This window comes from Streptomyces sp. NPDC019531, from assembly GCF_044903305.1.
Classification (GTDB): Bacteria; Actinomycetota; Actinomycetes; order Streptomycetales; family Streptomycetaceae; genus Streptomyces.
In genome coordinates, this window is the sequence record NZ_JBJDQL010000051.1 from 22,455 (window position 1) to 47,294 (window position 24,840).

Genomic DNA, 24,840 nt, shown 5'->3' on the forward strand with positions numbered 1-24,840 from the left:
CTCGATCATGTGGTGGGGAGTGGCGGCCGCCCTGTTGGCGAACACCCTGTACAGCGTCGGATTCGTCCTGGAGAAGCGAGCTCTGAGTGCGCTGCCCGAGGTGACGGTCCGTCAACCGGTGCGGCTGCTGGGGCTCGTGTTGCGCAGTCCGCTCTGGATCGGCGGTTCCCTCTCGCTGGCGGCCGGGTTCGGGGCGCAGCTCGCGGTCTACCGGACCCTGCCCATCGCGGCCGCCCAGGGCATCTTCGTCTCCGGACTGGTGCTGCTGGTGCTGCTGTCGGCGCGGCTGCTCGGCGAGGAGACCTCCGGGCGGGAGCGGTACGCGCTGGGCGCCATCCTCGCCGCGCTGCTGATGGTCGTGCTGTCGCTGAAAGAGGGTTCGGACCAGGTCAGCCGGGACGCCCCGTACCAGCTGATCCTGCTGGTGTGCGTGCCCTCGCTGGCCGCGGGCGTGTGGCTGTACGGGTCCGCCGAGCGACGCACCCGGCACCGGCACCGCATGCCGACGACCGGCGTCGAGTACGGCGTGGCCGTGGGCCTGCTCTACGGGGTCAGCTCGCTCGCGATCAAGGGCGTGTCGAGCTGTCTGACCTCAAGTGGGCTGGGCAGCACGGTGGTTGAGCTGCTCCGCTCGCCGTATCCGTATCTCCTGTTGTTCACCGGGGCGTTCGGCCTGGTGATGTCACAGGCGGCGCTGCAACGCTGCCGGGCCTCACTGATCGTGCCGGTGTGCACGACCGTGACCTGCCTGTACACGGCGGTCCTCGGCACGCTCTCGTTCGGCGAGTCCCTGCCGCACGACCCGCTGCGGCTCGCGCTGCGCCTCGCGGGCACGGTGCTCGCCGTGGCCGTACTGCTGACCATGCCCAAGCACGATCCGGCGCCCCAGTCCCCCGTCGGTGCCAAGGAGTTGACACCCCCATGAACCCGGACGACCCGCTGCTTCAGATCCTGGCCTGCCCGCTCGACAAGGGCCCCCTGCATCTCGTGCCGCCGGACGAGGCCCTTTACAACCCGCGGCTGCGCCGCCGCTATCCGATCGTCGACGGCATCCCGCAGTTGCTGCCGGCCTCCGGCGAGCAGGTGACGGACGACGAGCACGAGGATCTCTTGAAACGGATGACTCCATGACCGGACCGGCTCGTACCTGGGCGGCGAGAGTGGCCCCCCTTCTGCCCACCCGCCTGGTCGCGGCGGCCGCCCGGGCCGTGTACCCGCGTTTTGAACCGGAGTTGGCACGCCTGGCCGACCTGTGCCCGGCGAACTGCGGGACGGCGGTGGACGTCGGCGGCTGGTACGGGCCGTGGACGCGCCGGCTGGCCGGGCGGGCGCGACGGGTGGTGACCGTCGAACCCGTGCCCCATCTGGCCCGGCTGCTGACCTCGGCGGCCCCGGCGAACGTCCGGGTCGTGCAGGCCGCCGCCACCGACAGTCCGGGCACCGCCCGGCTGTGGCTGCCGCCCGGCGACGCGGGCGACCGCGGGGTGTCCTCCCTGGTCCGGCGCGACATCCACGGCCGGGCGATGGACGTCCGCTGTGTCACGCTGGACGAACTGGCCCTGCGTGACGTCGATTTCATCAAGATCGACGTGGACGGGAGCGAGCTGGCCGTGCTGCGCGGGGCGACGGGAATCCTCGCGCGCGACCGGCCCGCGCTCTTCGTCGAACTGGAGTCCCGGATCCAGCCGATCGCCCCGGTCGTGACCTACCTCTCCCTGCTCGGCTACGACGGCTGGGTACTGCCCCGCACCACCTGGGTCCCGCTGGCCGGCTTCCCCCTGGAGGCACACCAGGAGGCGTCCTCGTACGTGGTCGCCCACGGCCTGTTGCGGCGCGTCCTGCCCTTCCTCCACCGCCCCCGGTACATCAACTCGGTGCTGTTCCTGCCCGACGGCCGCCGCCCCGGTGTCAGTGCCGTGGGGGACGATGGAGAGCATGCCCTCCGGAAAGCAGGCGGCTAGCGCGCCCTTCACCCCGCTCGACTTCCAGCTGGTCCTGCTGCGCCGCATGGCCGACCACAACCCCGACCTGGTGGAGGAGGCCCGGCACACGCTGGGCGTCTCGATCGCGGACATGCGGGAGGCCAACAAGCGATGGCAGGCGATGGTCCGTTCGCCCCGGGCCCGCACCGCCGCGTCCCGCTATCGCTCGGTCCTCGGCACCCCCGAGACCGTCCTCACCCGCAAGGTCGGCGACCTGGAGTGCGAAGCCCTGCTCTGGCCCGTCCCACTCTGGCCCGACCTGCGCTTCGAGGTGCTCCTCTCGCCGACCGGAGCGGTCTGGAACGAGTGGCTGATCCGCGCCCCGGACGCCCCCGCCCCCACCCTGCGCACCCTCGCCGACCTCACCCCCTGGTCGTGCACGGTCGACGAGGCGGCCCGCGCCTTCGCCCCCGCCCGCCCCCTGGAGGGCACGGCTCCGACCCGCTGGGGCCTGGCGTTCACGGCATCAGACGGGGAGGGGGTACGACGGGAGGCGGTGGCCGAGTTCACGTGGGGACTGCTGCAGCGGGTCGCCGTCCGCTAGGCAGGTCTACGACGTGCTGGGCGACTCGGCTCCCAAAGCGCGAGTCCTCGACAGCCCCGTGTCCCGGCGCCGTGTCCCCACGAGTGTGGCCAGGTCCTCGGCCAGCGGGAGCTCGACCGTGTCCAGGGCGGGATGCTCCAGCCAGAACACGCGCGGCCGGTCCACGGCCCCCTCGTGCCGGGGCGGCCAGTCGGTCGCCGGGGTGAAGTCGTCGATCACGATCCTGCCGCCCGGGGCGAGGAGGCGGACCGGGTCGGCCGGGGTGTCGTCGGGGGTCTTGCCAGTGCCGCCGCCGTCGAGGACGAGGAGGTCGTAGGGGCCGTGGTCCTCGACGCGGTGCCAGTCGCCGTGCAGGATTCGCACGTCGGGACGGTCGGCGAACACCTCGGAGGCGACCCGGGCCCGCTCCCGGTCGCGCTCGACACTGAGCAGCCGTACGCCGTCCCGGGCCCCCGAGACCAGCCATGCGAGCCCGACCCCGCACCCCGTGCCCGTCTCGCCGATCCCCTTCCGTGCCCCGCCCGCCAGGGCGTGCAGCAGCCGGCCCTGTTCAGGGCGGCAGGAGTGAGGGAAGCCGTGGGCGCGGGCCGCGGCGAGGGCTCGTTCGACGAGCGCCGGGAGGCCGGGTTCCCTGTCGTACGCGTCCGTTCCGGAGAGCGACATGACCGTGAGGGTGCCAGGGGTCAGGCCGCCGTCTCCACCACGTCCGCGACCACGCAGCTGACGTTGTCCGGGCCGCCGGCCGCGTTCGCGGCGTCGACCAGACGGTGCACGGCCGCCTCGGGGTCGGGGGCGGCGGTGAGCAGGTCGCGGATGGCGGCGTCGGGAACGATGGCGCAGAGGCCGTCGGAGCACAGGAGATACCGGTCGCCGGGTTCGGCGTCGTGCAGTTTCAGGTCCGGGGTGCCGGTCGTGAGCGCCTTCAGGAGCAGGGCCCGCTGGGGATGGGTGACGGCCTCCTCCCTGGTCAGTCGGCCCTCGTCGATCAGTGACTGGACCACCGTGTGGTCGTGGGTGATACGGAACAGGGCGCCGCCGCGCAGGAGGTAGGCGCGCGAGTCGCCGATGTGGACCAGGGCGAGACGGGAGCCCGTCCACAGCAGGGCGGTCAGGGTCGTGCCGTTCTCGTCGGCACCGGCGTCCACGTCCCGCACCGCCTCACTCGCCCCGTGCACGGCATCTTCCAGGAGGTTGAGCACATTGCCGGCCGGGAGCTCGTCGGTGTCCAGGAAGCGCATGGCCGCCACGGCCGCGCTGCTGGCGGGCGCCCCCGCCGGACCGTATCCGTCAGCGACCGCTAGCAGCCGGGCACCCGCGTAGGCGGTGTCCTGGTTGGCGGGGCGGACCCGGCCGGGATCCGAGTGGGCGGAGTACCGCAGTTCGAGCACGTTGGTGTCCTTCCTCGGTGCGGCTGTCAGCTCGTCAGCGAGGAACGCGGCGAGATCACGCCGTACGGCCGTCTCCGCCTCCACCCGCGCCCAGTACGCCCGGATCTCGTCGGCGGCGGCAGCGGGCGGCAGGGCGCACACCGTGCGGATCCGGGCCAGCGGCATGCCCAGCCGCCGTAGCCACGCCACCAGTCGGGCCTGTTCCAGCTGGCCCGGGGTGTAGTAGCGGTAGCCGGTCGCCGCGTCGACGCGTGCCGGACGCAGCAGCTCCAGCTCGTCGTACAGGCGCAGGGCCTTCGGCGACAGGCGACTCGCCCTCGCGAAGGCACCGATCGTCAGCCACTCCATACGGGCCCCTCCGTTCCTCACCCCCGATGATGGGGCTTCACCGAGGGGGAAGGTAAGTGACTCCACCCACGCGTGAACGCGCGGGCTTCCTGTGTCGGTGGCTAGGCCGCCGCGCAGAGGGCCAGCCCGGCCCTGTTGAGGATGTTCGTCGCGCCGACGTGGTCCGCGTTCGCTGCGAACCCACACGCCGTGCACTGGAACTTCGCTTGGGTGGTGCGGTTCTCCTTCGCGGTGTGCCCGCAGGACGGGCAGGTGCGGGAGGTGTTGCGGGGATCCACGGCGATGACGCTCCGACCGGCGCTTTCAGCCTTGTTGGTGAGGATCGCGAGGAACACCCCCCAACCCGCGTCGAGGATGCTGCGGTTGAGCCCGGTCTTGGCGGCGGCACCGTTCGGGAGGAACGCGCCGTCGTTGTCGGGGTCGGGCTTGGGGGCGGGGGTGCGGGTCATGCCCGCCGTGTTCGGCCGCTCGTGGGCGATGATGTCGTGATCGCGCACGAGGGTGAGCGCGCTCTTGTGCGCGTGGTCCAGGCGCTGGCGGCGGGTCTTCGCATACAGCTTCGCCACGCGGCGGGCGGCGGCGCGGTGTGCCTTGGTGCGCCGTCTGGTGCGCTGGGGGAACGTCGCGAGGTGCCGCTGTGCTTCGGCGAGTTCGTCGGCCGCCGCTTCGAGGAAGCGGGGGTTGGTGATGTGTTCGCCGTCGGAGGTGGTCAGGAAGTGGGTGACGCCCATGTCGATGCCGACCACCGCGCCCGTGTCCGCCAGGGGCTCGGCCGGTACGTCGTCGCAGGACAGGACGACGTACCAGCGGTTGCCTTCGCGCTTGATGCTGATCGCCTTGACCCGGCCGCGCACGGGCCGGTGCTGGTGCACGCGGATGTGCCCGATGCCTTGGAGACGGACGCGGGTGGCGGGGTCGTGGGGCGTACTGTCCCAGCGGCAGCCGTCCCCGTCCTTCGGGAACACCACGGTGTCGAAGTGCCCGATACCCTTGAACCGCGGGTAGCCCGGCGTCTGTCCGGCCTTGACGCGGCGGAAGAACGCGGCGAACGCCTTGTCCAGGCGGCGCAGCGTGGCCTGCTGGGAGGAGAACGACCAGCGGCCCTGGCGTTCGGGGTCGAACGTGCGGATCTCCTTGAGCTGGACGGACTGGTCCCCGTAGCGCACGGTCGTCTTCGAGGTGTGCCGGTAGGCGTCCCGGCGCTCCTGCAACGCCCCGTTGTAGAGCGAGCAGTGATCCCGCAGCATCTCGCCCAGCGCGGCCGACTGACGGGACGTGGGACGCAGGAGGAACTTGTACGCGCGGATCACGAGCCGTCCCCCTTCTTCCCCGGGCGTTCCCACTGGGTGTTGATGTACTTCTCGACCGTCGCCGCCGATACCGCGCCGGCCGATGCCGCGAAGTACGACGACGACCACAAGGTGGGCATCCGCGACTTCAAGTGCGGGAACTCCTCACGCAGGACGTGGGAGGTGAAGCCCTTGAACTGGTTGGCCACGTACGAGGCCGACGATTTCGGGTCGTGCTTGACGAAGAGGTGGACGTGGTCGGGCATCACCTCAAGGGCGATGATCTCCCAGCCGCGTTCTTCCGCCTTCTGTCGGATCAGCTCGTCCAGGCGTTCCGCGACCCGGCCGCCGAGAACCGGACGGCGGTACTTCGGGCACCACACCACGTGGAGCCCGAGGTCGTACACGCCGCCGGAGAACCGGCGAACCTTCCTGGTCACAGTCACGCGATCACTATACACACGACACAGGTCTAGCGCGCCAGAGGGGTGGGCTCAGGCGAACAGTGCGGATCCGTGCACACAGCTGAGGTCAGAGCAGGGCCAGAAGCCACTCCCCGCCCCGCTAAAGCGGGGCGTCCCCTGGTTAGGTGCTGATGGATTGCCGCGGTTTCCTTCGCCGCGGTTAACCTGCCGGTCGAGCCGCCTGAGAATGCCGGAAGGGAACCCACCGTGCCCCGAGTCGCCCTCGTCACCTACGATCCCCGCCCGGAGCCCAGCCGCGACCGGGATCTGCCTGTGCTGACCGCCGCGCTGCGCGAGGCCGGGGCCGAGGCGGACGCCGTGTTCTGGGACGACGGGGACGTCGACTGGGCCGGGTACGACCTGGCCGTCATCCGGTCCACCTGGGACTACAGCTGGCGGGCGGCCGAGTTCACGGCGTGGGCGGAGCGGTGCGGCAAGGCGACACGGCTCGCCAATCCGGCCGAGGTCGTGCGCTGGAACACCGACAAGCGGTATCTCGGGGAGCTCGCGGAGGCGGGCGTGCCGGTGGTGCCGACCCGCTATCTCGCACCCGGCGACCCGCTCGACCTCCCCGACACGTACGAGTACGTCGTCAAGCCGACCTCCGGGGCGGGGGCGCGGTACGCGGCGCGCTACACGCCCGAGCAGCACGCGAGTGCCGTACGACATCTGGAGCGCATGCACGCCGAGGGGCTGACCGCGATGGTGCAGCCGTACATGCGGGGCATCGACGCGGGCGGTGAGCGGGCGCTGCAGTTCTTCGGGGGACAGTTGCTGCACGCCAGCCGCAAGCGGGCCGTCCTCGCTCCCGGCACGGCCTTCGACGCGGACAAGGTCGCCCACCCGGGCCTGGAACCCTGGACGCCGACACCGGCCGAACTCTCGGTCGCCCAGCGCGCGTTGGCCGCAGTACCGGATGCGCCGGAACTGCTGTACGCGCGCGTGGACCTCGTCGACGGGGAGGACGGGCAGCCACGGGTGATGGAACTGGAGCTGGTCGAGCCGAACCTCTTCCTGTTCCTGCATCCGGGATCGGTGCGGCGGGTGGTGGAGGCGGTGCTGGCGGCGGCGCGGGGGTAGCGCGGGCCGCCTCAAGTGGGACGGTGAGGGTGTCAGCCTTTGCACAGCAACGACAGTTGAGGAGTACGACGCGTGTCCACTCTCTTCCCGGCCCTGACCGGAGAATCGGCGGGGCGGGTCGCCCTGCGGTTCGGCGACCGTTCCCTGACGTACGCGGAACTCGCCGCGGCGACCGGGGCGCTGGCTGCCAGGCTCGTGTCCTACGACCGCGTGGCCGTCTGGGCGACACCGGAACTGGAGACCGCGGTGGCCGTGGTGGCGGCGCTGGAGGCCGGGGTCGCGGCGGTGCCGCTCAACCCGAAGTCCGGGGAGAAGGAGCTCGGGCACATCCTGAACGACAGCGCACCGGGACTGCTGCTCGCCGCACCGGGCGCCGAACTCCCTGCGGCTGTGGGCGACTTGGACCGCGTCGACATCGAGGTGCACGGCATCGGCGGCCCCGGCCCCGAACCCCGGGCACAGGACGACGACCCCGCCCTGGTCGTCTACACCTCCGGCACCACCGGTCCGCCGAAGGGCGCCGTGATCCCCCGCCGGGCCGTGGCCACCACCCTGGACGCCCTGGCCGACGCCTGGCAGTGGACGCCGGACGACGTCCTGGTGCACGGCCTCCCGCTGTTCCACGTGCACGGCCTGGTCCTCGGCATCCTCGGCCCGCTCCGCCGCGGCGGCTCGGTCCGTCACCTCGGCCGCTTCAGCACGGAGGGCGTGGCCCGGGAGCTGAACGACGGCGCGACCATGCTCTTCGGCGTGCCGACGATGTACCACCGGATCGCCGAAACCCTGGCGCGGGACCCGGAGTTGGTGAAGGCCCTGACGGGCGCCCGGCTGCTCGTCTCCGGCTCGGCCGCGCTCCCCGTGCACGACCACGAGCGCATCGCGGCCGCGACCGGCCGGCACGTCGTCGAGCGCTACGGCATGACGGAGACCCTCATGCTGTGCTCGTCCCGGTGGACACCCCCGGACCCCCGGCCCAGCGTGCGCGCGGACGGTGCACCGCGTGCCGGGACCGTGGGCGTGCCGCTGCCGGGTGTGGAGCTGCGGCTGGTGGAGGAGGACGGGGCGCCGATCACGTCGTACGACGGCGAGACCGTGGGCGAGATCCAGGTGCGCGGCGCGAACCTGTTCACCGAGTACCTCAACCGGCCGGACGCGACGGCGGCCGCGTTCACGGCGGACGGGTGGTTCCGCACGGGGGACATGGCGGTGCGTGATCCGGACGGCTACGTCCGTATCGTCGGCCGGAAGGCCACCGACCTGATCAAGAGCGGGGGTTACAAGATCGGGGCGGGTGAGATCGAGAACGCGCTGCTGGAGCACCCGGGGGTGCGGGAGGCGGCCGTGACCGGGGAGCCGGACCCGGACCTGGGTGAGCGGATCGTGGCGTGGATCGTCCCAGCGGACCCTCAATCACCCCCGTCCCTGGACGAGTTGGCGGATCATGTGGCAGGCCGCCTCGCCCCTCACAAGCGCCCGCGTGTCCTCCACCACCTCACCTCCCTCCCCCGCAACGACATGGGGAAGATCATGAAGCGGGCACTGCATGCCTGAGCGCCTGTCCGCACGCGAGATGGTCGCGCTGGTCGCCGACGACGTCTCCGAAATCCCGTACCCCGAACGCCAGTCGAAGCCGGACGGACCACTGACCTGGCAGGGCTACCGGGACTCAATCGCAGTGGTCCGGCCTTCAGGCCGGGGGTGAAGCGAATCCCGTGGTCGCGGCGCGGAGCGTCGCGGTGGCGTTCGGGCGGAGCCGGACCCTGCTTCGTGTCGGTGACGGATCGCTTGTATGTTCCCGGTGACGAGGCTCCGCCCCCGACAACGAAGCTCGCGACACCGGACCAGGACCGTGCTCACGGCAACCCTGCCCATGCTCCTCGTGGAGCTGCGGGACCCGCCCGTCTCCGGCTGACGTCCTGGTTCGCCGCACACCGGACCAGGACGTGGCGCCGTCCACGGCGCGGATCGCAGGCGGGCCACCAGGTGTCGCCGCCGAGTTCCGGGGGCGGTCCCTTCGCCGCGTCGGCCGAGCTGTCGCGGCACGTCGCCGCCCCGGTCGCCATACGCACGGCCGGTCCACCCGGATCTCCGAGCAACTCCTCGACCACCTCCTCAGGGAGGCCACCCGAACGCGCGCGGGGGACCGAAGCGGCACATCCCCTGGTCGTCGTCCGCGCCTTCTCGGGTGTCGGTCTCGACACCGCCCCGCGGGAGCGTGTCGGCGCGCTCGAAGTGCGGGCCGCGGCCGCGGCGACCGCCCAGCCGTGCGCCGTCACCCTCCTCCGCCCCCTGCACGGCTCCGCCCGCCGGTTCGCCGTGCTCACGGTCGCGGCACGGACCTCGGACGGCGACGATGAGATCGCGGTGGACTCCCCCTCGTAGACGCGCCCCTCTCCCTCATGAGTCCCCGTCAGAACATCTACGCCATCTCCATATCGGGCATGATAGACAAAACCCCCATTCAGCCGCACCCCGCCCGGCCCACTAATAAGGGCGCCCCTTCCCCACCCGCCGCACGATGCCACTAGGCCCGCCACCCGGCGCGCCCCACGGTCTGTGTTCTCGGGAGGACCCGCCATGACCGCCAGTCTGGAGCAGCTGCGCCGCTGCCACTTCGCCGTCGACCTCGGCGCGGCGAGGACGCGGGTGTACGTGAAGGGGGCCGGGCTCGTCGTCGACCAGCCGTCGGTCGCCGCCATGAACACCAAGACCGGCGCGCTGATCGCGGTCGGCGAGTTCGCCGAGAAGATGACGGGGCGGACGCCCGACTACATCCGTGTCGTACGGCCCGTCTCCGGCGGCACTGTCGTCGACATCGAGATGGCCCAGCGCATGCTGCGCCACCTGCTCGGCGACAAGGTCCGCCGCGCGCTGCGCCGCAAGCCCATCCTGCGCGCCGCCGCCTGCACCCCCCACGACGCCGACCCGCTCGCCCAGCGCGCCGCCATCGAGACCCTCGTCGGCCTCGGCGCCCGCCGCGTCGAGCTCGTCGACACCCTCATCGCCGCCGCGGTCGGCTGCGGGCTGCCCGTGGAACGCCCCGAAGCCACCATGATCATGGTGTGCGGGGCGGCCGCCACCCAGGTCGCCGTGCTCTCGCTCGGTTCGATCGTGACCGCCGAACGCATTCCGGTCGGCGGTGAGGCCGTGGACCACGCGATCGTCCAGCACCTGCGCCACGAGCACGAGCTGATGCTGCCCAGTCAGTCCGTACGACCGCTGCAGCTCGCCCTCTCCGGCAACGGCCTCACCTCGCAGGGCCCCGCCTCCACCGAGATCCACGGCCGGGACGTCGCCACCGGACTCGCCCGTTCCGTACAGGTCGACACCGCCGCCGTACGGGACGCCATCGAGACCCCGCTGACCGCCGTCCTGGACGGCATCGGCCGGGTGCTGCGCAACTGTCCGCCCGACCTGGTGGCCGACCTCGCCGACCGCGGCATCATGATGGTCGGCGGCTCCGCCCTGCTCCCCGGGTTCGACCAGATGCTGCGGCACGCCACCGGGATGCCGGTGCACATCGCCGAGCGGCCCGACGTCTGCGCCGTACAGGGACTCGGCTACATGCTGGAGGGCCGGATCCAGCCGCTGACGCTCGACCCGCTGGCCACCTGAGACGCCGTGGCGCATGCCCGAGGCTCCCCTTCCGCCCCTCGGTGGCGTACCCGTCACACATCTTCTTGATCACGTGCTGGGCGGCCTGCGCACCCAGCCCCCACCGCGCCTTGATCTCGCCGTACGCGTAGTACCCCCGGCTCCGCCGCAGGACGGCGCCCGGCCGCTCCGCGCCGCGACGCGCAAGGACGCGATTCCTCCCCGGTCCGAAGCCCTGGGGTTCCTCGCAAGACAAAATGCTGAAGTGTCGTCAGACAGTCTCCAGCACACTGCCCTCCGGACGGAACCGCTCCATCCTGCGCGGCGGCACGATGCTCGGCAGCAGCATCTCCCACATGAGCGTCGTCTCCTCGGTCAGATCGGCCCGCCCGCTGAGGACCTGGGAGCTGAGCTGCAGTCCCGTCCAGGAGCCGACGATCAGCCGCGCCACCCGGCCGGGGTCGAGGTCCGCCTTGACGTCCCCGCGCCGCTGCGCCTGGACCAGGCACTCCCGGAAGAGCTCGATCCAGCGGGTGTACGGCTCGCTGACGATGCCCGTCTTGGAGCTCTGGTCGATGACCAGACGGATGCCGGCCCGCACCCGGACGTCGGCCACCAGTCGCCGGGCCATGGAGTGCACGATGTCGATGACGGTCTGCACCCCGGGCTTCCCAGCCTCCGTGACCGGCTCCAGGGCGGAGAACTGCTCGTCGATGAGGGCCTGCGCGAGCTCCTCCTTCGAGCCGAAGTGGAAGTAGAGCGCGCCCTTCGTCACCCCGGCCTCCTTGACGATGTCGCCCAGACTCGTGCCGTGATACCCCTCGGCGTCGAAGGCGCGGGCGGCCCCGTCGAGGATGGCCGACCGGGTGACCTCCGCGCGTTCCTGCCTGACCATGCGTCCAACCCCTGCCTGTGTGCACGACGAGCTCTCTGGATCAGTCTGCCTTCCCTCTCAACAAAAAAACCAACCGACTGGTACTTTTCTCGGCGGATCAGGGAAACATCCGGTGCGGCGAGGGGGAGTTGGAGTTCACATGGCGGACAGGATCCGGGTGGGGGTCATCGGCGCGCACGCCGAGCGGGGATGGGGTCTCCACATCCATCTCCCGGCACTCAGGGCGCTAAACGATTTTGAGGTCACGGCAGTCGCCGGTACGACCGTGGCGTCGGCGCGGGCCGCCGCCGAAGTGTGGGGCGCGAGGAGGTGGTACGACGACGCCCGGGCGCTGATGGCCGACCCGGACGTCGATCTCGTCACGGTCGCCGTCCAACTCCCCTCCCGGGACGGGCTGGTGGAGGCGGCGATCGCCGCGGGCCGGCATGTGTACAGCGAGTGGCCGCTGGCACCGGACGCGGCGACCGCCGAGCGCTTCGAGTCGGCGGCACGAGCGGCGGGCGTACGGCACGCGGTGGGGCTGCAGAGCCGGCACCACCCCGAAGTACGGCTGCTGCGGGACCTGTTGGCCCAGGGGCTGGTCGGCGAGGTGCTGTCGGCTTCCCTGCTGTACTCGCTGTCCACGCCCGATGTGTGGTCGACGCGGTACGCGGCGCTGTTCGACGAGACGAAGGGCGTCAACCATCTCGCCGTGGTGGGCGGGCACTCCCTGGACCTGTTCCAGTACGCCGTCGGGGACTTCGCGGAGGTGTCGGCGACCCTGGCGACCCGGATCGACCGGATCACCATGGCGGAGACCGGCGAGAAGGTCGAGGTGACCTCGCCGGACCAGATCGTGCTGGGCGGTCTGCTGGAGTCGGGTGCGGCGGCCTCGGCGCATTTCATGACGGGCGGTCCGCGCGGTGACGGCTTCCGGATCGAGGTGCACGGGCGGACGGGGCGGCTCGTCCTGGTGTCGTCCGACGACTCGCTGGTGGGCCCGCGGTTCACGCTGACCCACGAGACGGCGAACGGCTCCCCCGCGCGGGAGGTCCCCGTCCCCGACGTGTACCGGCCGCTGCTGGGCGACCCGTCGCCGGTCAGCAATGTCGCCCAGGTGTACACGGACCTGGCCCGGGCGATCCGTACGGGCGGCGACTTCGGCCCGGACTTCGCCGCCGCCGTCCGTACACACCGGCTGCTGGACGCCGTCAAGTTCTCGGCGCGCAGCGGCAGTCGGGTGCGGCTGGGCTGAGCGCACGCTCCGCGAGGGGACCTGTCAACGGGCGAACCAGCAGCGGACGGTGGTGCCTTCGGGCCCGGTGCGCACACGGACGAGGTCGGCGACCAGGTTGACGATGAGCAGGCCCCGGCCGCCCTGCTGAGCCCTCGCGGGCGGCCGGCGCCCTGCCAGCAGGTCGGTGAGGCGCCCCTGGTCACGCACCTCGCACACCACGTACCCGTCCTCGGCCCACACCCGGAGCACCCCCGAACCGCCGCCGTGCAGCACGCTGTTGGTGGTCAGTTCGGCGGTGGCCAGAGCCAGGTCGTCGAGCCGGGGCCTGAGGAGCCCGAGCCGTGCGCCCGTGTCGGTGGCGAGGTGCCGGACCTGGCCGAGCAGGTCGGCGACGAATGTGTGGGCCGGTACGTCGGGTGCCGGTGGCAGCGGTTCGTTGTAGCGGGCGTGCACGGCCTCGAAGTCGTACTGTCCGCTCGCCCGCTCCCGCCCGGAATCCGCGTCGATGACCACGGGGTGGGTGGCGTAGGCGTCGGCGACGACCTGCGGATCGAGGCGGCGGGTGTCGTACGGGCACAGGATGGTGGCGCTACGGCCCTCGAACGCCGCGTTGATCAGCGCCTCGTGCTGGACGCAGGCGGGGTACTCGGTGGCCGAGCGCCCGGCCCAGATCGGCTCGCCGACGATCCGCACCGGGGTGCCGGGCGGCTGGGCGTCGGCGAAGGCGCGCAGCACACCGGGGATGATCCGGCCCGGGTTGCGCCCGGCCTCGCGCATGTCGAGGAAGCGTACGGCGGCGTCGGCGCCGATCTCCGCCTTCAGCAGCCGGAGGTTCTCGGTGGGCACGGCGACGGCCACCGGTTCCCCGGCGGCGAGCGCCTTCCGTACGAACGGCACCACGCCGGCGAGGTACTCCCGCTCGTCGCGGTAGAACAACGCGGGATGCACGAACGGACCCGCGGATTCGGCTTCGGCGGTCATGACGGCGTCACCGCGCTCCCGCTCGCCGGAAGGCGGCGCCGTGGCGCCTCGTGCCGGATGTCCACACCGACTCCCCACTGCTGACCGGACTCTCTCTCCTCCGATACGTCTCCCCTCCCGAAACGTCTCCCCGCCGATACCTGGACGAGACCGCGTTTACCCCCGGGGGGCGCCAGTCATTCCCCGAAGGGCCGGGTGTAGTCCTCGCCGTGCCGGGCAGGCGCATCCAAGCACCGCCGGACCACGCACGGCCACACCCATGGCCCGGGCCGGAGACCGGCGGCGATCGGTGACTCAACGTCGTGACGACTGTGGGGAGCAGCGAGGCGAACATGAGCTCAGCGGCACACACATCGCTCACAGGGCGACTGAACACCCTGACCATCGACGACCGCGTGGAGGGGGACCGAGCCGTGCTCGTCCCACGCGGAGAACTGGTGCACGGCTGCGCGGACACCCTGACCGGCACCCTGAACGGGCTTCCGGACGACACCGGCCGGGTCGACCTCGACATGGCCGGCGTGTTGTTCATGGACACGGCGGGACTGCAGTTCCTGGAAGTCCTCGACAGTTACGGCCGCCACCGCCGCGTGCCGGTGACGGCGACCGGCTGGAACGGCCAGCCGCGCCGCGTCCTGGAGATGGCAGGGCTGGATCCCGAGGACCCGCTGCACGGCCCCGGGACGCGCCAGAAGACCGTGCCGTCCGTGGTCGTCCTGGAGCCCACGCAGCGACTGGACCTGCTGCGCACGGAGGTCGAGCAGCTGCGCCGGGCGATCGTCACCCGCCCGGTCATCGACCAGGCACGGGGGGTTCTGATGGCCACCCACGCCTGCTCCTCGGACGAGGCGTGGAACGTTCTGCGGGAGGCCTCCCAGCTCTCCAACACCAAGCTGCGCAAGGTCGCCGCGGTGGTCACGGCCGGCGCCGGGGGCGGCAGCCCGCTGCCGCCTCCCGAGCTGCGCGAGGCGCTGCGGACGGCGATCGACCGGTGTCTGAACTGATCCGGACGTCAGACGCCGGCCGGGCCGGCATCAGTACGGCAGCAATCGCCCCGACGGCGTCCTGCGGTCGATCTCCGACTGCCGGGTGTCACGGGAGGACGAGGGCCGACGGCTGACACGAACACGGATCTGGCGGTTCATGGCGCCCTCCTAGGGCCTGGTTTCTGTTCCCCGACACGGACCAGCCTCGCCGTCGAGACGCGCCCGCACATCGTGCCCACGGAGGCACCTGCCCTGCCTCCCCGGGACGATTGCCCACCCTCGCGCTACTCCCGGGGGAGGAGAACTACCCCCGGGAACGCCCGATCAAGCCTGCTCCGGAGGAACACCCGGCCGCGCGCGAGGCGCACACCGGAGCACCCGACGGCCGCGTACGTCGGGCAGAAGTCACCGAACCCGGATCCGCGCAGGCGGTGCCGGACGCCGTGGACCACTGGTTCGGCACCGCCTGTTCATGCTCCTCGGCGTCCCGTTCCGGCCGCTCGCCAAGCCGGCCCGCACGGCCCGCGCCTGACGAGTGGCCGGCGTCACGAGAGAGGTCCCAGGATCTCCTGGGAGTCGATGAGCCCTTGGTCGCTGGGTGCCGCACCGTCGCCGAAGACCCGTGCGGACTGCCGGGCCCGGAGGCCGAGATGGGCTTCGGCGGGCTTGGCGTAACCGTGCCGGGCGCGGGCCTGCGCCGGGGTCAGCACCTCCTCGCTGCGGGGCGGGATGCCGAGCCTGACCGGCGCGAGCACCTCGACCGTGGAGGGCGAGAGCCTTTCCAGCAGGCGCAGTTCGACCCTGGGATCGAGGTGGGCGGGGGCGAAGGCCGCGTTCATGACGGGGACGATGAGCGCGTCGAGCAGACGGGACTGACGGATCCCGGCCGTCTCGCGCATCCAGCGCCGCAAGGGGGCGATCGTGGCGCTCCGCCGGGCCCGCGCCACCGCGAGGCTCACCGGCTTCGCCCAGCATCCGGAACGCCTTGCTCAGGCTATCGAAAGTCGATAGATTCCCATCGCAAGTCGATGGGAGGATGGATTCGTGGGAAAGCTGACCGTGCGTGCGCTGCGCGCCGTGCTCGGGGTGGTGCTCATCGGCACCGTGTTGGTCCAGGCATTGATGGTGTGGACGTTGGTCACCGGCAACGACCCGGAGGACGGGTCGCTCCCGCTGACCACGCTGCGCGTGATCACGATCCTGGGCATGGTGTCGGTCCAGGTCGCGGTGGTGTGCGTAGGGCGGCTGGTGACGATGGTGCGCCGCGGAACCGTGTTCTCCCACGCCGCCTTCCGGTACGTGGACGGAGTGATCGGCGCGATCGTGGCGGCCGCCCTGCTGTGGTTCGCGGTCACGGCCGTCAACGCGCCGGGCCAGCGGGACGACCCGGGTGTCACCGTCATCATGGGCGGGATCGGCCTGGGCATCCTGGGGATCGCGCTCATCGTGCTCGTCCTGCGGATGCTGCTGGCCCAGGCCGTGGCGCGGGACGTCGAGGCGTCGCGGATGCGGGCCGAGCTGGACGAGGTGATCTGATGCCGATCGCCGTCGACATCGACGTGATGCTGGCCAAACGGAAGATGTCCGTGGGCGAACTCGCGGACCGCGTGGGCATCACGCCCGCCAACCTGGCCGTGCTCAAGAACGGCCGCGCCAAGGCGGTACGCTTCGCGACCCTCGCCGCGCTCTGCGAGGTACTCGAATGCCAGCCGGGCGACCTGCTGCGCTGGGAGGCGGGGGACGCTGCGGTCGCAGAGGGCACGGCGGGCGCAGAGGGCGCAGAGGACGCGGCGGTCGCAGAGGGCACGGCGGGCACGGCGGGCGCAGAGGGCGCCAACTCCTCGGCGGCTTCGCCCCGGTGAGACGGACCGGCGGCCGAGCGGAGCGCACGCCTCCGTGTGCATTACCGACCGCGATCAACGGACATAGAGTCTTGCCGCATGGAGAAAGTGCGCCACCATCTGGATGGGACGGACCGTCGGATCGCCGCCGCGATGCTGGCCGCCCCGCGTGCCTCATGGCGCACGGTCGGCCGCGTCCTGGGGATTTCGGAGCGCACCGTCGTACGTCGGGCGGCGCCGTTGTTCCACGACGGGACGCTGCGGGCCACGGCCGTGCGCAACCCCGTGTACTTCCCCGATCTGATCCCGCTGGCCCTGCGCATCCGCTGCAAGCCCAACCGGATCAGCGCCATCGCCGCGACGCTCGCCCGCCGCCCCGACACCGTCTGGGTGGACGTCCTCGGCGGCGGCGACGAGATCTGCACCATCCTGTTCCTGGACGGGCCGGACGCCCGCAACAACCTGCTGCTGCGCGACCTCCCCGCCACTCCGGCGGTCCAGTCGTGGACCTCTCACGTCCTTCTACGGGTCTTCCCGGCCGCCTTCGACTGGAGCGGTGGCCTGCTCTCGGAGACCGAACTGGCCGCCCTCCGCCCGGACACGCCCGCCGAGCCCGCGCGCCCCACCCTCCTGCCCCTCGACCACCAGCTGATCGCCGCGCTGGTCGAGGACGGCCGCGCCTCCTACACCGACCTCGCCCGCCGTGCCGACACCACTCCCCTGACCGCACGTCGTCGGCTGGAGGCGCTGCTGGACGGCCAGGCCCTCAGGCTCGCGACCGAGGTCGACCTGGCCCGGCTGGGCATCCGTACCGAGGCACTCCTGTGGATCACCGTCACCCCGGGTGGCCTGGAGGAGACGGGACGGCAGCTCAGCCGCCACCCGCAGGTCCGCTTCGCCTCCGCCACCACCGGCTCGGCCAACCTCCTGGTGGCCGTCGCCGCCGCCGACCTCAACGCCCTCTACCACTTCATGAGCGACACCCTCGGTGCCCTGGAACACATCTCCACCATCGAGGTCACGCCCATCCTGTCCGGGGTCAAGCGGACCGGCCTGATCCGCCCCGGCAGCCTGTGAGCCGACCCCCTGGGCGAGGGGCCCAGGCGGACTTCCCATTACCTGCGGCCCATCAGCGTCCCGGCTTCGGCGTCCGCCCGCTCGCACAGCCACCTTCGGCGGCTTGTCCGGCAGCGACCCGTGAGCACCCACCCCGGCTGGGGGCCGGCGAGGGCAGCCGCCGGAGCGGGCTTCAGGCCAGGCCGTTGACCAGCCCCGCGAACAGGGAGGGCAGGCGTACTGCGGTGGGGACGACCAGGTGGGTGAGTCGGGGGTGGGCGCGGAGGCGTACCAGGGTGTCGGTGAGCAGACGGTGGCGGCGGGAGGCCCGGCGCCAGGCGTGTTCGTAGTCCAGGGGTCGGTCACCTCGGATGCAGCGGACGAGCTGGGCGGCACCGGCCAGGGCGAGCGAGATGCCTTCGCCGGTGAGCGCGTCGATGTATCCGGCGGCATCGCCCACCAGCAGAACTCGGCCGGCCACCCGGCCGCGGACCCGTTGCCGCAGTGGTCCCGCACCGCGGACGGCTGAGGAGGCGTGCGCGGGCAGGCGGGCGGCCAGGGACGGAAAGCCGGCGAGTTGCACGTCGAACGGTGCCCGCTCGCCGGTCAGGATGACCACGCCGAGCAACTCGGGACCCAGCGGGGTGACGTAGGCCTCGGCTCGCGCGGACCAGTGGACCTCGACGTGGTCGGTCCAGGGCGCGATGGCGAAGTGTCTGCGCAGCCCGTAACGGGACGGGCGCGGGTCGGGCAGGTCCAGGCCGAGGTGTCGGCGGACGGGCGAATGCAGGCCGTCGGCGGCAGCGAGATATCGGGCTGTGAACCCGGCTGCGGTGACGCTGCCGGTGTCCTGACGGACCGTCACCGGATCGACCTTGACCGGATGTACCGGGACGCCCAGCTCCGCCACCCGCCGGGCGAGCGCCGCGTGCAGGTCCGTACGCCGCACGCCCAGGCCGGGGCCGTGACGGAAGCCCGCCTCGGCGTATTGCCGGGCGTCATCCTCGGCGTCGAGGTAGCGGATGCCGCGCAGGGGGTGCCCGGGCGGGGCGATGCCCAGTTCGGCGAGGGCCCGCACCGCGCCCGGCATCAGCCCTTCGCCGCAGGCCTTGTCGACCGGCGTCGGGCGGGGCTCTGCCACGGCCACGTCGAGTCCGGCGCGGGCGGCGTGGATCGCGGTGGCGAGTCCGGCCGGCCCACCGCCGACGATCAGCAGGTCGAGCATGGCGGAGTCGCGGGGGCCGGGGGCAGGGCGGACCGGGTCAGTGCCGCGTTCTCGCAGCGGAGCCGGACGGTCAGTAGGGGCAGGTTGAGCAGAGTGAAGCCGGTCGCGGTCAGCCATGCCCCGTGGACCAGCGGCAGGGCGAGTCCCTCCACGATCACGGCGAGGTAGTTGGGGTGGCGCAGCAGCCGGTAGGGACCGGCGCTGACCAGCGGCAGGCCGGGCACGACGATGACGCGGGTGTTCCAGCGCGGTCCGAGGGTGCTGATGCACCACCAGCGCAGCGCCTGCGCCCCGAGCGTCAGGGCCAGCATCGGCCAGCCGAGCAGCGGCTGGAAGGGTCGCGGGGAGAGCCAGGTCTCGGCGAGGCAGCCGGCCAGCAGTCCGGTGTGCAGGGCCACCATCACCGGATAGTGGCCGTCCCCGTACGCCACGCCGCCGTGCGCGCGGCTCCAGGAGGCGTTGCGGCGCGCGACGACGAGCTCGGCGAGCCGCTCGGCGGCCACCAGCAGGATCAGCACGGTGTAGCCGGTCATCCGTCACCTACCAGCGCAGGAGTACGAGTTCGGAACTGAAGCCCGGCCCGAGCGCCAGCAGCAGGCCGGGGGTGCCGGCCGGGGGCGGGCGCAGGGCCAGGGTGTCGCGCAGGATGTGCAGCACGGAGGCGGAGGAGAGGTTGCCGACCTCGGCGAGGGAGCGCCAGGTCAGTTCCAGCGAGTCGGGTCCGAGGCCGAGTGTCTCCTGCAGCGCCTCCAGTACCTTGGGGCCGCCGGGGTGACAGACCCAGCCGGTGATGTCGTCCGGCTTCAGGTCGTGTGCGGCCAGGAAGGAGCGCACCTCCTCGCCCAGGTGGAGCCGGACCAGTTCCGGCAGTTCGGCGCGGAGCACGATCGTGAAACCCCTGTCGCCGATGTCCCAGCCGAGGGCGTCCTCGGTGCCCGGGTACAGGCGGCTGCGGGTGGCCACCACCTGAGGTCCGGCGTACTCCTGGAGGCGGGGATGGCCCCGGCCGACGGCGACCAGCGCGGCGGCACCGTCTCCGAAGAGCGCACCGGCCACCGTGTTCTGCGCGGAGGTGTCACCGCGCTGCAGGGTGAGGGAGCACAGCTCGACCGAAAGCAGCACCGCGACCTGGTCCGGGTGGCCCTGCAGATAGTCGTGGACCCTGGCCAGCCCAGCGGCGCCGGCGGCGCAGCCCAGGCCGAAGACCGGCACGCGCTTCACGTCCGGCCGCAGCCCCAGGCGTCCGGCCAGCCGGGCCTCCAGTGACGGGGCCGCGATCCCGGTGACCGAGGTGGCGAAGACGAAATCCACCTCGTGCGGGACGAGCCCGGCCTGGTCAAGGGCGGCTCGCAGTGCGTCCTCGCCGAGCCGCAGACCCTCCTCGATGAACAGGTCGTTGGCCTGGCCGAAGCCGTCCAGCAGGGCGTACCGCTCCAGCGGCAGGGCGAGGTGACGGGTGCGGACACAGGCTGTGGCATGCAGCCGGTCCAGCACACCACGGTCCCGCTCCGCGGGACCGGCTCCGGAAAGGCGCATCAGGGCGAGCGCATCGGTGATCTCGCGCTGGGGGTAGCGGTGAGCCGGCAGCACTCCGTGGACAGCGGCGATACGCGTCATTCGGCAAGAATAGTGATGATCTATAAAAATCCTTATAAGACACACATCAACGGCATTTCGTAGGTGTGGCAGCTGTGGGAGCAAACCGACCGCGCCTAGCATTCGGGGCGTGCACAGCGTCGAGACGTCGCCGATCCCGGCCACCGCGGGGCCTCGTCGCCGCGGAACCGCACGCGCGATCGGCCTCCTGAAGGCTGCCCACCCCGCGCCCTCGGCGGCCGTGACCGCGGTGGTCACCGCGCTGGCCGCCGCATCCGGGCGGGGCGGCGCGGGTACGGTGCTGATCGCGGCGGCGGTGCTCACCGGTCAGCTGTCGGTGGGCTGGAGCAACGACCTGATCGACGTCGACAGGGACGTGGCCGCCACGCGGCACGACAAGCCCCTGGCGACCGGAGCGGCCTCGGTGCGGGCGGTGACGATCGCGGCGGGCTGCGCCTTCATGGCCTGTGTGCCGCTCTCCCTCGCGAACGGGTGGCAGGCGGGCGGCGCCCACCTGATCGGCGTGGCCGCGGCCTGGGGCTACAACCTCGGCGTCAAGTGCACCGTCTGGTCGTGGCTGCCGTATGCGGTCGCCTTCGGGCTGCTGCCGGCGTTCGTCACCCTCTCCCTGCCGGGCGGCCCATGGCCGCACTGGTGGGCGCCGGTTGGCGCCGCGCTGCTGGGGGTGGGCGCCCACGCCGCGAACGTCCTGCCGGACATCGACGACGACCTCGCGGTGAACATCCGCGGCCTGCCCCAACGCTGCGGCCTCCGCGGCGCGCGGACGCTGGCGGCGTCGGCGCTCGCCGCGGGCTCGGCCGTGCTGGTCCTGGGCCCGGCGGGTCCCGTCGGCATTCCCGGACGAGCCGGGCTCGCCGCGACCTGCGCGCTCTCGCTCACCGTCGCCCTGTGGCCGACCGGGCGGAGCCGGGCCCCCTTCCTCGCCTGTCTGGGTCTGGCCGCCTCCGACGTCGCCCTTCTGCTCCTCCGCGGCGCGCGCCTCGCGTGAGGGGACATCGCCTCGATCGTGCGTCGATGAGAAGGACCCCACCAGTCGGGTGACCTACAACGGCCACCTCCTTCACCGCTTCTCCCAGGACGCCAAGCCCGGTGACACCACGGGCCAGGGCAGCACGGCCTTCGGAGGCGCCTGGGACGTGGTCGGCCCGAGCGGCACCGCGACCACCAGCCCCGCGCCCAGCCCCTCCTCAAGCGGGTCAACTCCTCTGCCCGCGAGGGGTCCGTCCACCGTTGATGACAAGGTCACTTCGCGCGCAGGTCGACCAGGAAGACCCGTACCTTCCAGTCGTTGGCGCTGGTCCACCCGCCCTTGCGGCCTACGTGAAGGCGCTCGGCGGCTGACTGGAGATCGTCGCCGACTTCGGTGATGAGACGTACCTTCTCGGCTCCCCGCGTCGTAGGGGGCATCCCTTTGGCATGAAGAACGCGCGCGGAGTGGCGCGTGGGTCGAGTTCTCGACGACCAGTGCCTGAACGGGCGCCTGTCACACTCCGGGCAGCAGTGCGCATTCCTGCGCGTCGTGCGCGTCAGGTCACGCGGTGGTGCCCGGCCAGATCGCCGAGGCGTCGTCGCGGTGCGGGCTCGGCAGCCGGACGGGGCGCACCGGCACGGGGCGGACGCCGCCGTCGGCGGTTGCGGTCCAGCTCACGGATCGACCTGAGTAGCACATGGCCATCAGGGCGAACACGCCGTCCGCGTAGACCTCGACGTACTCGCCGACAGTCAGGATGCGCAGCCGTCGGGCGGGCTGTGCGAGCACCGTCTCCTGGAGCGGGGATCCACCGGGTCCGGCCACCCATACGCGCTGCTCGTCGCAGTGGACCGCGAGCGCCGGTCGGTCGTCGTCCGTGCGCAGGACGACCTCGGTCCGGCCGGTGATGTCGATGTCCCCGGCCGCGTGTGGGACCGGGCGATCCGTGGGCTCACCCAGCCAGGCGTCCAGGCCGCTCCACCATTCCAGCCGGGCCACGGCGCCGGCGGCACCACCAGGTGCGACCGTCAGCAGTTTGGGCTGGGCCAGCATGCCGCGGCAGAGGTCGCCTGAGTCCCGCAGACCGACCCGGCGGGGGGCGGTGTGCAGGACGACCCTGGCACCGTCGGGCGCCGTGATCACCCGGGGAGCGTAGGCGCCCGGCGGACCGACTGGGCCCAGATGCTCCCACGGTCCCTGAAGCCGTGGCGCCGACCAGGCGTCGAACCGGTTGGCGTAGCCCAGACTCCCGAGCAGCAGCCAGCCGTCCGCCGTCCGCTCCAGCACCGGGCACTCCAACTGGTCGATGTCGCCGGGCGAGAGCAGCGGCGGGTGCACCTGCCAGTGCGTCAGGTCGGGAGAGGTGGCGAAGCCGACGCACCCGCTGACCTCCAGGGGCAGGGACGCGTCACTGGCGCAGAGGACCATGGCCCAGCCCGTTCCGGCGTCGTCGCGGACCACGAACGGATCGCGCCAGCCCATGGCTTCGCCCGTCCGGTACCAGCGAGGGTCGGCCCGTACCACCGGACCAGTGCCGTGGCGCCGCCAGGCGGTCCCGTCCCTGCGGTCGGAGAACGCCAGTCCCACGGACTGCAGCGGCCAGCCTTTGGACGTCAGCCCTTCGACGCCCGTGTAGAACATCGCCAGCCCGTCCCGGTGCGGAAACGGATGCATCGTCCACACGGCCTGCTGGTCGAACCGGCCGGGCAGTCCGACGCCGAAGGCGGTGCCCTGCGGCTCCCAGGCCACCAGATCGGTGGAGGTGGCCCGGCCGTACGAGGTTTCCATGTGCAGGTGGTCGAAGCGATCCGTCCAGGGGCCCTGCAGATGGAGCACCGTGTAGACGTCCCCGTCGGACATGACGGCGAAGTCGTTCACGCAGAGGCCGGGCGGGGCGTAGCGCATGCGTGGTTCCCATCGCTGTGGTGCTGACCCGCGCGCCGACGCGCGCATCAGCCTCTACTGCCGAAGACTCACCTACATCTAGCATGATATTTACGGATAAAACCTCGGGAGGCTCATCGTGATCGGTCGTAGTAGGTGGCGGGTCGCCTGCTTGGGTGTGGCGTTGGTTCTTCCTGTGACGGCTCTCAGCGCGTGCGGCGGAGACGGAGGCGACTCGACGGGCAGCGAAGGCGGCAGCGGCAAGGGTGACATCACCATCTGGGCGCACCAGGGCCAGGAGGGTGAGAACCGGGTTCTCCAGGACGTTGTCAGATCCTTCAACAGCTCGCAGAGCGAGGTCAGGGCGAGCTTGAAGCTCATTCCTGCCAACGACTACACCAAGACCGTCACGGCCACCGAGGCGTCGCAACTGCCGGACGTCCTGGAGTTCGACGGTCCGACCATGGCGAACTTCGTCTACAACGAGAAACTCACCCCCATCTCCTCGTACGTCTCGTCCAAGACGGTCGACAACGCCACCGACGCGATCAAGGACCAGGGCACGGCGGACGGGAAGCTCTACGGGCTCGGCATGTACGACTCCGCCCTTGGGCTGTACGGCGACAAGAAACTGCTGGACGCGGCCGGCGTGGACTACCCGAAGGGTCTGTCCGACGCGTGGACCGCCGACGAGTTCGCCGATGTGCTGAAGAAGCTCGCCGCCGAGGATTCCGACGGCAAGGTCCTGGACATCCAGGAAGCCGACGGCCTCGGCACCGAATGGGGGACGTACGGCTTCTCACCCATCCTCTGGTCGGCCGGAGGCAAGCTCATCCAGGACAACAAGGCCACCGGCGTGATGGACACACCCGAAGCGGCCGCGGCGTTCCAGAAGTTCCAGTCCTGGAAGGCGTACGTCGACCCGAACACCGACGGCAACGCGATGACGGGCAGGCGGGTCGCGCTGAGCTGGGTCGGCCACTGGCTCTACCCGGCGTACAGCAAGGCTCTGGGCTCCGATCTCGTCATCATGCCGCTGCCGGACTTCGGTAACGGGCCCAAGACCGGACAGGGCTCGTGGGCCTGGGGTCTCGGCGCCGAAACCCAGAAAGGCAAGGCAGCCGGAAAATTCCTGGACTACCTGCTGAACGACGCGAACGTCTCCGCGATGACCAAGGTCAACGGCGCGCCGCCGGGAACCGACTCCGTGCTCGCCACGAGCCCGCTGTACAAGTCCGGTGGTCCGCTGCAGCTGTTTGCCGAGCAGCTCGACAAGCCGTGCGGCGACTCGGACATCACCAAGTCCTGTGTGGCCGTCACCCGGCCGGTCACCGCCGGCTACCCGGTGATCACCAGCGAGTTCAGCTCGGCGGTGAACTCCATCTACGGAGGCGCGGACCCGAAGTCCGCATTGTCCAAGGCGGCCCGTGCGATCGATCGGGACTACGCCGACAACGACGACTACAAGCTGAACTGAGCG

General features: G+C 71.6%; 28 protein-coding genes and 2 pseudogenes. 17 read left to right on the forward strand and 13 right to left on the reverse strand.

Going from position 1 to position 24,840, the window contains the following annotated elements:
- Positions 1 to 19 precede the first annotated feature (19 nt).
- From ACI2L1_RS38245 to ACI2L1_RS38260, 4 genes are read left to right on the forward strand one after another with little or no spacing between them, the layout of a single operon-like run.
- Positions 20 to 925 (forward strand): hypothetical protein, encoded by a 906-nt coding sequence (locus ACI2L1_RS38245; RefSeq protein WP_404744091.1) that lies wholly within the window; start codon positions 20 to 22, stop codon positions 923 to 925.
- On the forward strand, positions 922 to 1,131 hold the full coding sequence (locus ACI2L1_RS38250; RefSeq protein ID WP_057615464.1) for a Trm112 family protein: 210 nt from the start codon (positions 922 to 924) through the stop codon (positions 1,129 to 1,131). Before ACI2L1_RS38245 ends, ACI2L1_RS38250 begins: the two co-directional genes overlap by 4 nt.
- Positions 1,128 to 1,961: an FkbM family methyltransferase gene (locus ACI2L1_RS38255; protein ID WP_404744052.1), complete on the forward strand. Its 834-nt coding sequence runs from the start codon at positions 1,128 to 1,130 to the stop codon at positions 1,959 to 1,961. Before ACI2L1_RS38250 ends, ACI2L1_RS38255 begins: the two co-directional genes overlap by 4 nt.
- A complete protein-coding gene (locus ACI2L1_RS38260) occupies positions 1,936 to 2,526 on the forward strand; it encodes a hypothetical protein (protein WP_404744053.1) in 591 nt (196 codons plus the stop codon). The genes ACI2L1_RS38255 and ACI2L1_RS38260 overlap by 26 nt, the downstream gene beginning before the upstream one ends.
- 6 nt (positions 2,527 to 2,532) lie before the next feature.
- On the opposite strand, the gene ACI2L1_RS38265 is transcribed toward ACI2L1_RS38260, so the two are convergent.
- From ACI2L1_RS38265 to tnpA, 4 genes are all read right to left on the reverse strand, one after another.
- Positions 2,533 to 3,189, reverse strand: coding sequence for an O-methyltransferase (locus ACI2L1_RS38265; RefSeq protein WP_404744054.1), 657 nt, complete (start codon positions 3,187 to 3,189; stop codon positions 2,533 to 2,535).
- A 20-nt stretch (positions 3,190 to 3,209) separates the two neighbouring features.
- Complete coding sequence (locus ACI2L1_RS38270) at positions 3,210 to 4,262, reverse strand: MerR family transcriptional regulator (RefSeq protein ID WP_404744055.1); 1,053 nt, start codon at positions 4,260 to 4,262, stop codon at positions 3,210 to 3,212.
- A 101-nt stretch (positions 4,263 to 4,363) separates the two neighbouring features.
- Positions 4,364 to 5,572, reverse strand: a complete 1,209-nt coding sequence (locus ACI2L1_RS38275) for an RNA-guided endonuclease InsQ/TnpB family protein (protein ID WP_404744056.1) — start codon at positions 5,570 to 5,572, stop codon at positions 4,364 to 4,366.
- Entirely contained in the window at positions 5,569 to 5,991 is a 423-nt protein-coding gene (tnpA, locus tag ACI2L1_RS38280) for an IS200/IS605 family transposase (protein ID WP_404744092.1), read from the reverse strand. The genes ACI2L1_RS38275 and tnpA overlap by 4 nt, the downstream gene beginning before the upstream one ends.
- A gap of 231 nt (positions 5,992 to 6,222) precedes the next feature.
- Between tnpA and ACI2L1_RS38285 the strand changes: the two genes are divergently transcribed.
- The 5 genes from ACI2L1_RS38285 (at position 6,223) to ACI2L1_RS38305 (ending at position 10,710) form a co-directional block, all read left to right on the forward strand.
- Positions 6,223 to 7,095, forward strand: a complete 873-nt coding sequence (locus ACI2L1_RS38285; RefSeq protein ID WP_404744057.1) for a RimK family alpha-L-glutamate ligase — start codon at positions 6,223 to 6,225, stop codon at positions 7,093 to 7,095.
- 72 nt (positions 7,096 to 7,167) lie between these two features.
- The gene (locus ACI2L1_RS38290; protein ID WP_404744058.1) at positions 7,168 to 8,646 is read left to right on the forward strand and encodes an acyl-CoA synthetase; all 1,479 of its coding nucleotides are present in this window, start codon (positions 7,168 to 7,170) and stop codon (positions 8,644 to 8,646) included.
- A complete protein-coding gene (locus ACI2L1_RS38295; protein WP_404744059.1) occupies positions 8,639 to 8,797 on the forward strand; it encodes a hypothetical protein in 159 nt (52 codons plus the stop codon). Before ACI2L1_RS38290 ends, ACI2L1_RS38295 begins: the two co-directional genes overlap by 8 nt.
- Positions 8,798 to 9,078: 281 nt before the next feature.
- Positions 9,079 to 9,477 (forward strand): hypothetical protein, encoded by a 399-nt coding sequence (locus ACI2L1_RS38300; protein WP_404744060.1) that lies wholly within the window; start codon positions 9,079 to 9,081, stop codon positions 9,475 to 9,477.
- A 195-nt stretch (positions 9,478 to 9,672) separates the two neighbouring features.
- Positions 9,673 to 10,710, forward strand: a complete 1,038-nt coding sequence (locus ACI2L1_RS38305; protein WP_404744061.1) for a rod shape-determining protein — start codon at positions 9,673 to 9,675, stop codon at positions 10,708 to 10,710.
- A 250-nt stretch (positions 10,711 to 10,960) separates the two neighbouring features.
- On the opposite strand, the gene ACI2L1_RS38310 is transcribed toward ACI2L1_RS38305, so the two are convergent.
- Positions 10,961 to 11,584: a ScbR family autoregulator-binding transcription factor gene (locus tag ACI2L1_RS38310; RefSeq protein ID WP_404744062.1), complete on the reverse strand. Its 624-nt coding sequence runs from the start codon at positions 11,582 to 11,584 to the stop codon at positions 10,961 to 10,963.
- A 139-nt stretch (positions 11,585 to 11,723) separates the two neighbouring features.
- Here ACI2L1_RS38310 and ACI2L1_RS38315 point away from each other — a divergent pair, with 139 nt between their 5' ends.
- Positions 11,724 to 12,818, forward strand: a complete 1,095-nt coding sequence (locus ACI2L1_RS38315; RefSeq protein WP_404744063.1) for a Gfo/Idh/MocA family protein — start codon at positions 11,724 to 11,726, stop codon at positions 12,816 to 12,818.
- Between the two features lie 24 nt (positions 12,819 to 12,842).
- Here ACI2L1_RS38315 and ACI2L1_RS38320 read toward each other — a convergent pair whose 3' ends face one another.
- On the reverse strand, positions 12,843 to 13,781 hold the full coding sequence (locus ACI2L1_RS38320) for an anti-sigma factor RsbA family regulatory protein (protein WP_404744064.1): 939 nt from the start codon (positions 13,779 to 13,781) through the stop codon (positions 12,843 to 12,845).
- A gap of 332 nt (positions 13,782 to 14,113) precedes the next feature.
- Between ACI2L1_RS38320 and ACI2L1_RS38325 the strand changes: the two genes are divergently transcribed.
- Positions 14,114 to 14,785: an ANTAR domain-containing response regulator gene (locus tag ACI2L1_RS38325; protein WP_404744065.1), complete on the forward strand. Its 672-nt coding sequence runs from the start codon at positions 14,114 to 14,116 to the stop codon at positions 14,783 to 14,785.
- 527 nt (positions 14,786 to 15,312) lie between these two features.
- Here the strand turns inward: ACI2L1_RS38325 and ACI2L1_RS38330 are convergent.
- Entirely contained in the window at positions 15,313 to 15,726 is a 414-nt protein-coding gene (locus tag ACI2L1_RS38330; protein WP_404744066.1) for a hypothetical protein, read from the reverse strand.
- Between the two features lie 85 nt (positions 15,727 to 15,811).
- Here ACI2L1_RS38330 and ACI2L1_RS38335 point away from each other — a divergent pair, with 85 nt between their 5' ends.
- The 3 genes and pseudogenes from ACI2L1_RS38335 to ACI2L1_RS38345 all read left to right on the forward strand — a co-directional run bounded on the left by ACI2L1_RS38335 (position 15,812) and on the right by ACI2L1_RS38345 (position 17,685).
- On the forward strand, positions 15,812 to 16,303 hold the full coding sequence (locus ACI2L1_RS38335) for a DUF2975 domain-containing protein (protein ID WP_404744067.1): 492 nt from the start codon (positions 15,812 to 15,814) through the stop codon (positions 16,301 to 16,303).
- Positions 16,303 to 16,512: pseudogene (locus tag ACI2L1_RS38340) on the forward strand (helix-turn-helix domain-containing protein); the annotation flags it as partial. The gene ACI2L1_RS38335 and the pseudogene ACI2L1_RS38340, both read left to right, overlap by 1 nt.
- A 195-nt stretch (positions 16,513 to 16,707) precedes the next feature.
- A complete protein-coding gene (locus ACI2L1_RS38345) occupies positions 16,708 to 17,685 on the forward strand; it encodes an AsnC family transcriptional regulator (protein WP_404744068.1) in 978 nt (325 codons plus the stop codon).
- 172 nt (positions 17,686 to 17,857) lie between these two features.
- Here the strand turns inward: ACI2L1_RS38345 and ACI2L1_RS38350 are convergent, their stop codons facing one another.
- From ACI2L1_RS38350 to ACI2L1_RS38360, 3 genes are read right to left on the reverse strand one after another with little or no spacing between them, the layout of a single operon-like run.
- Positions 17,858 to 18,889 (reverse strand): NAD(P)/FAD-dependent oxidoreductase, encoded by a 1,032-nt coding sequence (locus ACI2L1_RS38350; protein WP_404744069.1) that lies wholly within the window; start codon positions 18,887 to 18,889, stop codon positions 17,858 to 17,860.
- Positions 18,874 to 19,422: an isoprenylcysteine carboxyl methyltransferase family protein gene (locus ACI2L1_RS38355; RefSeq protein WP_404744070.1), complete on the reverse strand. Its 549-nt coding sequence runs from the start codon at positions 19,420 to 19,422 to the stop codon at positions 18,874 to 18,876. Before ACI2L1_RS38355 ends, ACI2L1_RS38350 begins: the two co-directional genes overlap by 16 nt.
- A 7-nt stretch (positions 19,423 to 19,429) precedes the next feature.
- Positions 19,430 to 20,506 carry a type III polyketide synthase gene (locus ACI2L1_RS38360; protein WP_404744071.1) on the reverse strand — a complete coding sequence of 359 codons (1,077 nt, stop codon included), beginning with the start codon at positions 20,504 to 20,506 and terminating at the stop codon, positions 19,430 to 19,432.
- A 109-nt stretch (positions 20,507 to 20,615) separates the two neighbouring features.
- Here ACI2L1_RS38360 and ACI2L1_RS38365 point away from each other — a divergent pair, with 109 nt between their 5' ends.
- Together ACI2L1_RS38365 and ACI2L1_RS38370 are read left to right on the forward strand one after the other, a co-directional pair.
- The gene (locus ACI2L1_RS38365) at positions 20,616 to 21,494 is read left to right on the forward strand and encodes a UbiA family prenyltransferase (RefSeq protein WP_404744072.1); all 879 of its coding nucleotides are present in this window, start codon (positions 20,616 to 20,618) and stop codon (positions 21,492 to 21,494) included.
- Between the two features lie 49 nt (positions 21,495 to 21,543).
- Positions 21,544 to 21,588, forward strand: a pseudogene (locus ACI2L1_RS38370) (hypothetical protein); the annotation flags it as partial.
- Here the strand turns inward: ACI2L1_RS38370 and ACI2L1_RS38375 are convergent.
- The 3 genes from ACI2L1_RS38375 to ACI2L1_RS38385 form a co-directional block, all read right to left on the reverse strand.
- Entirely contained in the window at positions 21,567 to 21,734 is a 168-nt protein-coding gene (locus ACI2L1_RS38375) for a hypothetical protein (protein ID WP_404744093.1), read from the reverse strand. The pseudogene ACI2L1_RS38370 and the gene ACI2L1_RS38375 sit on opposite strands and share 22 nt — an antisense overlap.
- Positions 21,735 to 21,748: 14 nt before the next feature.
- Positions 21,749 to 21,913 (reverse strand): hypothetical protein, encoded by a 165-nt coding sequence (locus ACI2L1_RS38380; RefSeq protein ID WP_404744094.1) that lies wholly within the window; start codon positions 21,911 to 21,913, stop codon positions 21,749 to 21,751.
- A gap of 124 nt (positions 21,914 to 22,037) precedes the next feature.
- A complete protein-coding gene (locus tag ACI2L1_RS38385) occupies positions 22,038 to 23,381 on the reverse strand; it encodes a mucin-1 (protein ID WP_404744073.1) in 1,344 nt (447 codons plus the stop codon).
- Positions 23,382 to 23,556: 175 nt separating this feature from the next.
- Between ACI2L1_RS38385 and ACI2L1_RS38390 the strand changes: the two genes are divergently transcribed.
- Complete coding sequence (locus tag ACI2L1_RS38390) at positions 23,557 to 24,837, forward strand: extracellular solute-binding protein (RefSeq protein WP_404744074.1); 1,281 nt, start codon at positions 23,557 to 23,559, stop codon at positions 24,835 to 24,837.
- The last annotated feature ends 3 nt before the right edge of the window (positions 24,838 to 24,840 follow it).